This is a genomic window from Vibrio hannami (genome assembly GCF_029589055.1).
Taxonomy (GTDB): Bacteria; Pseudomonadota; Gammaproteobacteria; order Enterobacterales; family Vibrionaceae; genus Vibrio; species Vibrio hannami.
Window position 1 is genome coordinate 1,138,317 of the sequence record NZ_JARQZP010000007.1, and the last position, 12,108, is coordinate 1,150,424.

At 43.0% G+C, this 12,108-nt stretch carries 11 protein-coding genes, 1 pseudogene and 1 riboswitch; of the genes and pseudogenes, 6 read left to right on the forward strand and 6 right to left on the reverse strand.

The window, feature by feature from the left end:
• Positions 1–129 precede the first annotated feature (129 nt).
• From P7F88_RS19640 to P7F88_RS19655, 4 genes are read left to right on the forward strand one after another with little or no spacing between them, the layout of a single operon-like run.
• On the forward strand, positions 130–1,512 hold the full coding sequence (locus P7F88_RS19640; protein WP_277829234.1) for a TolC family protein: 1,383 nt from the start codon (positions 130–132) through the stop codon (positions 1,510–1,512).
• Positions 1,509–2,483 (forward strand): HlyD family secretion protein, encoded by a 975-nt coding sequence (locus P7F88_RS19645; RefSeq protein WP_277827521.1) that lies wholly within the window; start codon positions 1,509–1,511, stop codon positions 2,481–2,483. The genes P7F88_RS19640 and P7F88_RS19645 overlap by 4 nt, the downstream gene beginning before the upstream one ends.
• A 2-nt stretch (positions 2,484–2,485) precedes the next feature.
• Positions 2,486–3,640, forward strand: a complete 1,155-nt coding sequence (locus tag P7F88_RS19650) for an ABC transporter permease (RefSeq protein WP_277827523.1) — start codon at positions 2,486–2,488, stop codon at positions 3,638–3,640.
• Entirely contained in the window at positions 3,640–4,782 is a 1,143-nt protein-coding gene (locus P7F88_RS19655) for an ABC transporter permease (protein WP_277827525.1), read from the forward strand. Before P7F88_RS19650 ends, P7F88_RS19655 begins: the two co-directional genes overlap by 1 nt.
• Before the next feature lie 62 nt (positions 4,783–4,844).
• Here the strand turns inward: P7F88_RS19655 and P7F88_RS19660 are convergent, their stop codons facing one another.
• Positions 4,845–5,582: a chromosome partitioning protein ParA gene (locus P7F88_RS19660; protein ID WP_277827527.1), complete on the reverse strand. Its 738-nt coding sequence runs from the start codon at positions 5,580–5,582 to the stop codon at positions 4,845–4,847.
• Positions 5,583–5,603: 21 nt separating this feature from the next.
• A complete protein-coding gene (locus P7F88_RS19665; RefSeq protein WP_277827529.1) occupies positions 5,604–5,762 on the reverse strand; it encodes a hypothetical protein in 159 nt (52 codons plus the stop codon).
• Positions 5,763–6,063: 301 nt separating this feature from the next.
• Positions 6,064–6,166, forward strand: a riboswitch (glycine riboswitch).
• 114 nt (positions 6,167–6,280) lie between these two features.
• Between P7F88_RS19665 and P7F88_RS19670 the strand changes: the two genes are divergently transcribed.
• Entirely contained in the window at positions 6,281–7,657 is a 1,377-nt protein-coding gene (locus P7F88_RS19670; protein ID WP_277827531.1) for an alanine/glycine:cation symporter family protein, read from the forward strand.
• 71 nt (positions 7,658–7,728) lie between these two features.
• Here P7F88_RS19670 and P7F88_RS19675 read toward each other — a convergent pair whose 3' ends face one another.
• Both P7F88_RS19675 and P7F88_RS19680 read right to left on the reverse strand, forming a co-directional pair.
• Positions 7,729–8,025 carry a hypothetical protein gene (locus P7F88_RS19675; protein ID WP_277827533.1) on the reverse strand — a complete coding sequence of 99 codons (297 nt, stop codon included), beginning with the start codon at positions 8,023–8,025 and terminating at the stop codon, positions 7,729–7,731.
• A gap of 110 nt (positions 8,026–8,135) precedes the next feature.
• The gene (locus P7F88_RS19680) at positions 8,136–8,777 is read right to left on the reverse strand and encodes a LysE family translocator (RefSeq protein WP_277827535.1); all 642 of its coding nucleotides are present in this window, start codon (positions 8,775–8,777) and stop codon (positions 8,136–8,138) included.
• 145 nt (positions 8,778–8,922) lie between these two features.
• On the opposite strand from P7F88_RS19680, the pseudogene P7F88_RS19685 reads away from it, so the two are divergent.
• A pseudogene (locus P7F88_RS19685) lies at positions 8,923–10,406 on the forward strand (carboxypeptidase M32).
• A 136-nt stretch (positions 10,407–10,542) separates the two neighbouring features.
• Here P7F88_RS19685 and P7F88_RS19690 read toward each other — a convergent pair.
• Both P7F88_RS19690 and P7F88_RS19695 read right to left on the reverse strand, forming a co-directional pair.
• A complete protein-coding gene (locus tag P7F88_RS19690; protein ID WP_277827537.1) occupies positions 10,543–11,364 on the reverse strand; it encodes a substrate-binding periplasmic protein in 822 nt (273 codons plus the stop codon).
• Between the two features lie 246 nt (positions 11,365–11,610).
• On the reverse strand, positions 11,611–12,093 hold the full coding sequence (locus P7F88_RS19695) for an outer membrane beta-barrel protein (protein WP_277827539.1): 483 nt from the start codon (positions 12,091–12,093) through the stop codon (positions 11,611–11,613).
• Positions 12,094–12,108: the final 15 nt, after the last annotated feature.

Sequence of the window (12,108 nt, forward strand, 5' to 3'; positions counted from 1 at the left end):
AAATGGAGTAATAAATTGATAGCACAATAAATTAGAGTATATACTCTAGCTAAATTTTCATTTATTCAGCGAATAGAGATGATAGAGAATAAATTCAGATCCAGCATACTCGCTATTTTGCTTTCAGGAATGTTTACTAACGCCAATGCCCAACCCATCAGCTTTAGTGACGCATGGCAGGTACTGCAGCAAAAAAACAATTCCATTGCAGCACAAAAAGCCAACGTTGATCGCTATAAACAAAAAGAGAAAGCCAGCGATAGCCTTAACTATCCAACGGTTACTCTTGGGGCTACATACACCCGTCTAGACAAAGATGTTACTCTCTCTGGAAGTGACCTTGTAGAAAGCCTTGATGCAAATAGTGCTGCAAGTATTTCGCACCTGTTGACCAGTTTATCAGGTATGGGATTTTCAATTTCAGGTGACCCAACCTCTACTATCGCTGAACGTGATATTTTTAATTCATCTGTCCGTGCGGTGTGGCCAATTTATACTGGTGGGAGAATCTCTTCTGCTCAGCAAATTGCTTCGGGCCAAACAGATGAAGCCAGAGCAAATCTGGCGATGGAAACCATGCAAAGATACCGTGATCTGGCCCGTTACTATTTTAGCGTTGTGTTGGCAGAATCCGTTGTAGAGACAAGGAAAAAGGTAGAAAAAGGGCTTAGTAAACATCTTGAGTTCGCAGAGAAATTGCAGCAACAAGGACAAATTGCTAAGGTCGAACGCCTTCAGGCGGAAGCATCGCTCGATCATGCTGTTGTTCAAAGAAAGTCTGCAGAGAAAGATCTGGAAATTGCTCAATCAGCGCTGACTGAAATTCTTAATCAGCAGAGCATGGTTTCCCCGGACACTAATTTATTTGTTAACGCTACCCTTCCTCCGCTTGATCTATTTATCGATCAAACCCTTGCTACCTATCCTGGCCTCGACCTGTTAGCTGCTAAAGAAAAACAGGCCAATAACTTAATCAAAGTAGAAAAAGGGGCTTACTACCCAGAAGTTTATCTTTACGGTAACTACACCCTTTATGAAGGTGAAGAGCTCGCCAATAAAATGACCCCAGACTGGTTAGTTGGTGTAGGAGTGAATATTCCTCTGATAGATAACTCAGGCCGTGGTGAAAATGTTCAAGCTGCAAAATCTACCCTGTTACAAGTGAACCACCTCAAAGCTCAGGCAAACCAGGATCTCACTGTGTTGGTAAAGAAAACCTACTTCCAGGCTGAGCAAGCGCAACAAGAAGTCACAGGACTTGAGTCGAGCCTGACACTAGCCCAAGAGAACCTGAAACTTCGAAGCAAAGCATTTAGCCAGGGGTTATCAACATCACTTGATGTTGTTGACGCTGAACTGTACATGGCACAAATAGAGACACAGCAACTTGTCGCTAAATTTAACTACCTGATCGCGCTTAACGGCTTGTTAGCCATGTCTGGTCAAATGGACACATTCCAAAACTACTCAATTGACGCAAACCTAAACAGCAACAATAAGGAGAAACTATGAGCGCTGTAAAATCTTCCGTACTTGCTGTTGCAGGTATCGCTGTCGCTGGTTGGATTGGATATAGCTTTTACGAAGCCTATCAGCCACAGCCTATTCGCTTACAAGGGCAAATCGAGGCACAACAATACAGTATCTCTTCAAAAGTAGCTGGTCGAATCGATGAGGTTCTGGTTCACAAAGGTGATCAGGTTAAACAGGGCGATTTAGTTTTCACGATATACAGCCCGGAAATAAATGCACGCCTTGAACAGGCGATAGCTGGTAAAGAAGCTGCGAGTGCACTGGCACAGGAAGCAGAAAATGGAGCGCGAGATCAACAGATTCGCGCAGCGAAAGATCAGTGGGAAAAAGCAAAAGCCGCAACAAAGCTAGCTGAAAAAACCTTCCAACGCGTAGATGCGCTATATAAAGATGGCGTAGTCGCTGAACAACGTAGAGATGAGGCACAGACTCAGTGGCAAGCAGCGAAATATACAGAAAGTGCTACTTATCAAATGTTTGAAATGGCGCAAGAAGGCGCACGAAGTGAAACCATTAAGGCAGCAAGTGACAGAGCCAAAGTTGCTGCGGGTCGAGTTGCCGAAGTAGAAGCCTATGCTGAAGATACACAGATAAAAAGCTGGTTTAACGGAGAGGTGTCACAGGTTCTGCTTAACGGCGGAGAACTCGCTCCTCAAGGCTTCCCTGTCGTTACCGTTGTTGATCTGAACGATGCCTGGGCTGTCTTCAATATTCGTGAAGATCTGCTAAAGCACTTTCCTAAAGGCGAAGAATTCGAAGCGTTTGTCCCCGCTTTAGATAAGAATATCAAATTTAAAGTCAGTCATATTTCAGTGATGGGTAATTTCGCAACATGGCGTTCAACAGATGCTACTCAAGGATTTGATCTGCGCACGTTTGAAGTAGAAGCGCGACCTGTGGATGCATCTGAAGGGTTACGAATTGGCATGAGCGTAGCGGTTGAGCTGTAATCATGAATAGCCGCTCGCTCTCTCAATTGCATGTATTAAAAAATGACTGGTGGCTACTCGCCTGTATCACCGTTGTACCAGTATTGGTTGCCGCTATGATCTGGGCGATTTTCTCTACCAATATTGCCAGGGATCTGCCTTTTGGTGTAGTAACGAACGACAATACGCAACTAAGCCGTATGTTAATTCGGGAGCTCGATGCCACATCGACGTTAAAAGTTACTGACTATTTCTCTAGCCCAGATGAAGCCAAAGTTGCGATGCGCAACAACGCAATCTATGGGTTTGTTGTGATCCCGAATGAGTTCAGCAAAGATGTGTACAAAGGCCAACAACCTCAGGTTTCTGTCTTCTATAACAGCCAGTATATTCTTGTCGGCCGCTTAATTAGTGGTGCTACTTCAACAGTGATTGGTACTTTTAATGCTCAAGTTGGTACCATTAGAGCACTTTCTGAGGGTAATAGTACAACTTCCAGCGCGTTAGGACGTTCAGTCACCATTCAGAATCAGATTACCCCGTTGTTCAATAAAAACACCAACTACAATCAGTTTCTTGTCGGTGCGGCCGTACCTACTATCTGGCAGATACTGATAGTGGTAAGTACCATTCTCGCCCTCGCAGCAAATCACAGAATTTATGGCCTTAATACCATGCTTAAGTCAGGTGTGCTACGTTCGGTCACGAATATTTGCTCGTTCTACCTACCCTTTTTCCTTATACAGGGTGTGTTGTACGTGACAATTTTCTATTACGGGCTCAACTGGCCAAATAACGGCAGTATCGTTGCAATACTTTTTGCTCAACTGGTAACGGTTGTCGCTTGTATGGTGATGGGGAGCTTTTTCTTTTTCCTTACCTTAGATGCAGCAAGAGCAATGAGTTTTGCAGGCGCTTTCACCGCACCGAGCTTCGCGTTTTTAGGCGTCACATTCCCTGTATCGGATATGGGAAGCGCGGCGCAAATTTGGCGTAGTCTGCTTCCTGCCAGTCACTATATTGAGGCTCAAATCGCACAAAGTAGTTACGGCGTCACCAGCTGGCAAACTATCGAAGGATTAGTCCCTATGATGTGGTATCTGGTTCCGTTTCTGCTTGTTTCTCTGCTTGGCAAAAAGCATTTGAGCAAAGCGCAAATGGCTATGGAGGGGAAATAATGAACCTGTTTGCTATTTTTCGGGACGAGCTAAAAGCCATTTTCACCAATCCGGTCATATTGCTGACCATCTTTGGTGGAGTATTATTTTACTCCATTCTTTACCCTCTACCATATTCTCATCAAACACCTCGTGAACAGAGAGTTACCGTCGTTAACCTGGATAACAGCTCGGTAAGCAGGCAGTTGGAGCGGATGGTCAATGCAACGCCACAAATTGAAATTGTGCAACGTAGTTACTCCGTTGAAGAAGCAAAACAGCAATTTCTTGCCGGTGAAGTGAGCGGTATTTTTGTCATCCCGCGCCACTTTTACAAAGACCTATTGTTAGGAAAGGCCCCTGTTGTCTCCTACGCTGGCGATGCGTCTTACTTTCTGGTTTATGGCACTATCGTAGAAGGCTTATCAAGAGCTACAGGAACATTAGCAGCGCAAGCAAGAGTTAGCCGGTTACTTATGGATGGTGAATCTGTTTCTGTAGCGGCTTCTCACCATTCCGCTATCTCGGGTAACCTGAAACCAACCTTTAACCCAACGGTGGGTTATGTTAGTTACGTTGTACCGGCAGTATTCGTTCTGATATTACAACAGACGCTCATTATGGGCGTCGGGATTTTGGGTGGCTCTCAAAAGTACGGAACCGGATATTGGAGTAAGGCATCGCCACTTTCGGTTATTCTTGTAAGAACGGTAATATTCACTGTTATCTATTACTTTTTAGCCATGTATTACATGGGATTCAGCTTCGATTTTTACCATATTGCTCGACTGTCAGAACCGGGAACCATTCTGTTTTTGCTGGCTCCATTTACCATAGCCTCGGTATTTATTGGGGTGTTCCTTGGAGCGATTTTGCCAAGGCGTGAACTGGTAACCGTTGTGGTATTAATCAGTTCTATGCCATTAGTATTTAGTGCTGGTTTTATCTGGCCTATAGAGAGTCTGCCGAAGGTTATGGTGTGGTTATCTGAGTGCTTCCCTTCAACACTAGCGATTCAGTCTTTTCTGGTCGTAAACCAAATGGGGGCGTCGATTTCTGAAGTGCTACCAAAAGTGGTTCACATGTGGGGATTAGTCTCCATTTGGGGGCTAATTGCGCTAATTACGTACAAAAAATCCTTAAAACAAATCGAGCCGGAATAACCAGCTTTTATTGATAAGACTCGTCATCCCTGCGGAGGCAGGGATCTCAGGTTTTAGTTTATTTAGATCCCAACAGAGTCTGCGATTTTCTGAATCTCCAGTAAATCCAGTTTATGCACTTCAATCATTTGATCGATTTGAGATAGATTCGAGTTAGCTTCATCCTGCTGATCACAAGATTTCTTGGTTGCATCCCATGACTTACCCTCAAGATAGCTATCGCACTCTTTTTTGTAGCGTTCTAATTTAGGAAGGATCTCTTCTCGTTCGCGCTGTAACTTATCAAGCTCTTGCTTAACAGTTAGTTCACGTTGGAATAGCTCTCTGGAACGCTCTAAAACAATGGACTGCATCTCCCCTTGCTTATTGAGGTCAGATACCTGTTTTTCGGACGCCTGTAACTTCCCTTTCAAATCGGCTATTTGAGATTCAAGATCCAGATTTACCTTTTCCAGCTCGGTCACCATTCCCTGAGATTCTTCTAGATGCTGGCTATATTGTTTTCGTTCCTGTTCTAGTTTAGCCGTTAGCCTAGACTCGACCTCGGTATCTATTTGTGCAGCTTTCTTTTCTACCTGAACAACGACCTGTGATTTCGCTTCCTCCAGCTCCTTGACTTGATTTTCAAGGTTCTGATAAGCAGATTCCCACTTGCCCTTAGTCACAACCGAACCGACTAAACCACCAAGCGCTATACCTAGTACAGCCGCCAAAGCAATATATAAAATCGTATGCTTATCACGCTCTTCAATGACTACAACATCATCTTCATCGTTCAATGCATCATTTTCTTTGTTCACTCAACTCTCCGAAATCACTTCTTAACGCATAAGTTCGCTAAAAACGACAATTACCGTATAAACTGCAAGGCCAATAATCGCAGATATCACTACACCACGTTGTACTTTTTCGTTGGTTCTGTATTTAAACAGAAGAACGGCTAACGCTAGTAGCGTCGCTATTGCTAACAATCGAGTCATAGATCCTCCTAACTATTTATATTTATAGCATTTAAAAGAGTCTTTTACGTCAATTGGCGGCTAAATTGTTCGCAAATGATGAATTATTAGGCACTCATCAAAAACTGTGATGACAAACAAATTTTTTTGTGTAAAATCCCCCGGCACAGAATAACTGCATATCACTAATTTGCAGTTGTTTGTTTCGATGAAGGCTACAGGAGAAGGTGTTTTGAACTCTATTCTTGTTAAGAATAGGTAACAAAATATCGCCGAAGAAGTAAATCTTTCAGGTGCGAAGCAATTCGCGGGGACTGTAGTTGGAGAAGCCTCTGGAGAGAGTCGTTAAATCGACCGCCGAAGGAGCAAGTCTGGTTAATTTTAACCGGGTGAAACTCTCAGGTAAAAAGGACAGAGGAGTGGAAAGATCTGACTATACATTTCGTATATTTGGCGCACGTAGCGCTTTCTGGTTAATACATTTATTAACCGTCCTTTCCCGCTTCTCCTTAAATATTTTGTTTTATTAAGGGGAATACATGAACGATATCCAATCTTTACTTCAAACCATAGACAGCTTTGTTTGGGGACCACCACTACTAATCCTATTGGTCGGCACCGGTGTTTATTTCACTTTTAGCTTAGGCTTACTCCAGTTTCGACACCTTCCCACTGCGTTGAAGTTTGTTTTTTCAAAATCTAATAACGACAAATCAAAAGGCGATGTTTCAAGCTTTGCTGCACTGTGTACTGCTCTATCTGCAACAATCGGTACAGGCAACATTGTTGGTGTTGCCACTGCAATCAAACTGGGTGGCCCTGGCGCGTTGTTCTGGATGTGGCTTGCTGCACTATTTGGTATGGCAACTAAGTACGCTGAATGTCTACTAGCAGTTAAATACCGCAAGACCGATGACAAAGGCCAGATGGTCGGCGGACCAATGTACTACCTACAATACGGCGTTGGTTCAAAAGCGTTAGCGATTTTCTTCGCGATTTCTGCACTAGGTGTGGCTTGCTTTGGTATTGGTACTTTCCCACAGGTTAATGCGATTCTTGATGCATCCGAGATCTCTTTTGGTGTTTCTCGTAATACATCAGCGGTTGTGCTTACGCTTTTGGTTGCGGCAGTGACAATTGGTGGTATCAAGTCTATTGCTAACGTAGCGGGTAAAGTGGTACCTGCAATGGCTGTATTTTATGTAGCTGCATGCGCCAGCGTACTGATTTCAAATGCGGATCAGCTTTTAAATGCAATTGAACTAGTTATTGTTTCAGCATTTACATCAACGGCTGCGACAGGTGGGTTCCTTGGTGCAAGCATCATGCTAGCGATTCAATCGGGTATAGCGCGTGGTGTGTTCTCTAACGAATCTGGCCTTGGTTCTGCTCCAATGGCGGCAGCGGCTGCAAAAACGGATTCTTGTGTACGTCAGGGTCTTATTTCAATGACTGGTACATTCTTCGACACCATCATCATCTGTACTATGACCGGTTTGGCTTTGATCATGACAGGTGCCTGGCAGAGTGACTTCGCTGGTGCGGCTATGACAACACACGCATTTGCCGTTGGCCTAAACTCTGAAACTGTTGGTCCAATGATGGTAACTATTGGCTTAATGTTCTTCGCATTTACGACAATTCTGGGCTGGAACTATTATGGTGAGCGTTGTGTAGTATTCCTGCTCGGTACAAAAGCGGTACTGCCATATAAAGTGATCTTCCTGGCTTTGGTTGCCTCGGGTGCATTTCTTCATCTGGATATGATATGGATAATTGCAGATATTGTGAATGGGCTTATGGCGATTCCAAACCTGATTGGTTTAATTGCTCTGCGCCATATTGTTATTGAAGAGACGAAACTGTTTTTCGGGCAGACCAATTCTGAACACACAGAATATGCAAATCAGGGTTAACACCATCGTTAGCTACTAAATAAAATCGTTAGCTACTAAATAAAAAAGGTGCCTTAATTTCAGGCACCTTTTTAGCATTCATAACCAGACATTATCGCAATTTTCCGCAATTCATCCGCTTTAATATGTGTATATTTTCGGGCCAGCGATATCATAAATTGTCTTTCAACTGGATCGTTCCACCCTTTAATAACTTGCTGGTTAAGCTCCTCAACTTGTTTAGCACTTGGTTCAGCTTCATCCAGCTGATTGTAAAAGTGAAGATAACAAGCCTCTTTAGCAATATTTCTGAGCTTTACCTGACGAATTTTCCAGTAAAGACTAGTACTTAAAATGACAAAGCCGAGCGCATAGACAAGTATCATCATCCCCATTCGCTCCTTTCAGATTTACCTAAATCATACTGCTACATGAAACTGAATTGTCAGTTAAAAGCCAATCATTTGTCAGCGTAATCACTGAACTAACATTTATATAATTAGTATAATTCAACTTCGTCGACTATCAACTTAAGCCCAAGCAATATCAGAACACTACCTGTAATACCTTCCATACGGGAGAGAAATTTCGGGCTAGATAACAAGCGTTTTGCAGAATGTAGAGCGCCAGACAGGGAACACTGCCAGATCATTGCGATAACAAAATGGATTGCCGCAAGTAGCATTGATTGAATAAAGGGAGAATACTCAGGATTAATAAACTGAGGCAAGAAAGCGAGATAAAACACCCCTGTTTTTGGGTTAAGCACATTCGACAAAAATCCCTCTCTGAAAGAACGTTTTGCTCTGAATGACTGAGTATTTCGTGTGCCAACTTCTAATTTTTCACCCTTAGTAAATAGTGATTTAACGCCCCCAATACCAAGCCAAATAAGATACGCAGCACCTACCAACTTTAACGCCTGGAATAGTTCAGCAGACTGCAACAATATTGCAGAAACACCAATAGCAGAAAGCAATGCATGTACAAATAAACCACAACAAATGCCTAAACTCGTGACGAAGCCATCCTTTACCCCTGCCCTACTCGTGTTTTTGATGACTAATGCGGTATCTAATCCAGGGGTTAGTGTTAATACAGTGATGGCGATAAGAAAGGCTTCAAAATTTTGAATAATCATAAATATAACAACTCCTTTGAGTTGGTTATATCAATATCCCTCAGTAACCACAAGTTACATTTTCGTATGGCGTTTCTTTCTCTTTTCAATACCTACTTCAGATTGATACACTGCATTTCTAATTACAATGTCACGGATTACAATTATGAGCTCATATAACAAACTAACAGAGCATTTCAAAAAGATTTCTCATTTCAATCACCTGTCAGCTATCTGCGGATGGGATGCAGCATCTATGATGCCGGCAGGCGGTAACCAGGCTCGCTCTGAGGCAATGGCGGAGTTATCTGTCCATATTCATAAGTTAATGACCGAGTCTCAGCTTGGCGAACTTTTCGATGAAGCCCGCGATGAATCGCTTTCTTCCCAAGAATCTGCGTCATTACGCGAGATGCAAAGGCAGTGGCAGCAGGCAAATGTTCTTCCAGAATCTCTGGTTCAGGCAAAATCCCTTGCCGGTTCTAAGTGTGAACATGCATGGCGTTCACAGCGAGGCGAAAACGACTGGACAGGCTTTGAAAAAACTGGGCCGAAGTGGTAAAGCTATCTCAGGAAGAAGCACAAATTCGCGCTCAATCTCTGGGTACAACACCTTATGACGCTATGCTTGATCTGTACGAGCCAGGAACAACAACCGAATCACTCAACAAAACCTTCGCAGACGTTAAGCAGTGGCTACCAGGTTTAATCGAAGACGTTATAGAAAAACAGAAAGCAGAGAGCTATATCACGCCAACAGGCAAGTTCCCGGTATCTGAACAGAAAGCGCTTGGTTTAGAAGTAATGAATCTTCTCCAGTTCGATTTCAATCATGGTCGTCTGGATGAAAGTGTGCATCCTTTCTGTGGTGGTGTACCCACTGATGTTCGCCTAACCACACGTTACAACGAAGATGAGTTTGGTCAATCACTGATGGGAATTGTCCATGAGACAGGCCACGCGTGTTATGAACAAGGTTTACCCAAAGAACTGGCGGGGCTGCCGTCTGGCGAGGCTCGTTCAATGGGTATTCACGAATCCCAGTCACTGTTCTTTGAGATGCAAGTTGGCCGTAGCGATGAGTTCATTAAGCATTTGGCAAACCAAGCTAACTCGCATTTTAATGTAGAAGATCCTAGAGTACTGTCTCTGGAAAACTTCCATAAGCTATATACTCGAGTGGAAAAAGGCTTTATCCGCGTAGACGCTGATGAGCTAACCTACCCTGCACATGTAATTCTACGCTATGAAATTGAGCGCGATTTGATCAATGGCGTAATCAAGCACACTGATGTTCCTGAATTATGGGATCAGAAGATGCAGGCGTACCTTGGTTTGACCACAAAAGACAACTACACCAATGGCTGCATGCAGGACATACATTGGACGGACGGCGCATTTGGATATTTCCCTTCCTACACCTTAGGAGCAATGTATGCTGCTCAGTTTATGGCTGCAATGAAGACAACCGTAGATGTTGACGGTGCGATTCGAAATGGTGACCTTTCACCGATCTTTACCTGGCTAAGAGATAATATCTGGAGTAAAGGTAGCCTATTAACGACAGACGAATTAGTTAAACAAGCGACTGGAGACGTATTGAATCCATCGTTCTTTAAAGATCATTTGGAAAACCGTTACTTAAAATAGTAGCGAATTTTCAGTCCAGTACATTCACCTGAGAAGGTGATGTACTGGACATACCGCATTCTAGTAGCTCGAGCTCGGAAGTCCTACCAACAACCGCATATCGTCGATCAGCTACCTAACAATGTAACCAAACTTATCATTCTAAGACTTCTTGCTGTTTAACTTTACGGTATTTCGACATGATCTCACTTTGTGGGTGATATGCTTCAATCAAACGCTCTAGTTCGCCTTTATTTCTTAAGTTTTTATAAGAAGCGATCAAAGTATCTACTACTTCTTGCGACGTTTTCTTGCTCGCTACCACCCATAAATTCTTTGAAAGTTCGTCAATTTTCATGACTGGCTCAAACTCTTCGGGATTCTCACCATATTGTTCCATACGGTAATAAAAGCTTTCTGCCACAAGTGGTGCGTAATCGATTCGATTTGCTTTCAATAACTTAATGGTTCTTCTACCGTAAGTAACTGGCAGAATATCTTTGGCGCCGTGTTCAATCAGGTATTCATGAAACGAACCTCCGGCCTGGGTGCCAAACCTATAATCGATAATATCTTCAATGTTATGTGGTTGAATTTTCGGGCCGTTTTTGTACTTATATAGAGTAATATCGTAAGGGGAAACTTCTCCTATCCAGTGATATTTTTCTTCCCTGGAAGGTGTTCGAGAGATAGAAAAAAACAGCACGTTTGCCTGTGTTTCAGAAACACTAATAGCTCTTTTCCATGGGACAAAATGAATTTCGTTAATAGACATGGCCATTGATTTAGATGCATCAGCAACGAGTTCTTTCAAAAACTCAACCACATAGCCATATGCTTTATCCTCTACTTGAACCTGCAACGGAGGAAACTCATCTGTATACAGTTCTAACTGAACTTCATTAGTCATACCTGTTGCAGGGGGTACAACAGATAACAATGCAAACCAACTGAGGCTTCGTCGAATAATCTTAATCATTAGTTTTCGCTTTTCCATGCGATACAACAGCAGCTAGCCATAATATATTTACGGTCTTCTATGCGAAATATTATATGCTGAAAATAGAAGTAGTTTAGCGTACTTAAATCAAGTAATTCTAAATGAGTGAGAAAGGTCGTCTTTCTGAAGCAAATTTTTAAGAAGGTCGTCACTTGCCTGTGACGTTAAATAAGAAAGCCAGCTAACTATATGGGTTCACTTCAACTTAGCTGGCTTTCCAATTACTTATAAGAAGTGAATCGTTGCAGAGATAGAAAACTGTTTGATGTCTTCTCTGTCTTTTAGCTGATACACGTTGTAACCAGCACCTACAGCTAGAGGACCGAACAAGAAATACTCTGCTCCCACGCCGTACATGATGTCTGTACCATCATCTTTTACTGCCGAGTTTTCAAAATCCCACTTATGCACACCGCCGCGCGCATAAATATGTAGCGGGCCTAAGTCTATGCTCGGACGAACTGCTAAAAATGTTGAAGTTACATCAGTATCCCCAACCAATGGCGTATCAAATGAGCCATGATCAGTGTAACCCGCTTCTATACCAATAATCGGGAGTATACCTGTACCCACATGTAGGCTTGTCGCGGTAGAAGATTCATCACCCATGTCTGACTGACCAAACATAACACCACCGTATACTAGTGAGTCTGCTGAAGCTGTGGTTGCTACACCTGTCAGCGCCAGTGCTAAGAGTGTCTTTTTCATAACATACCTTCTGTT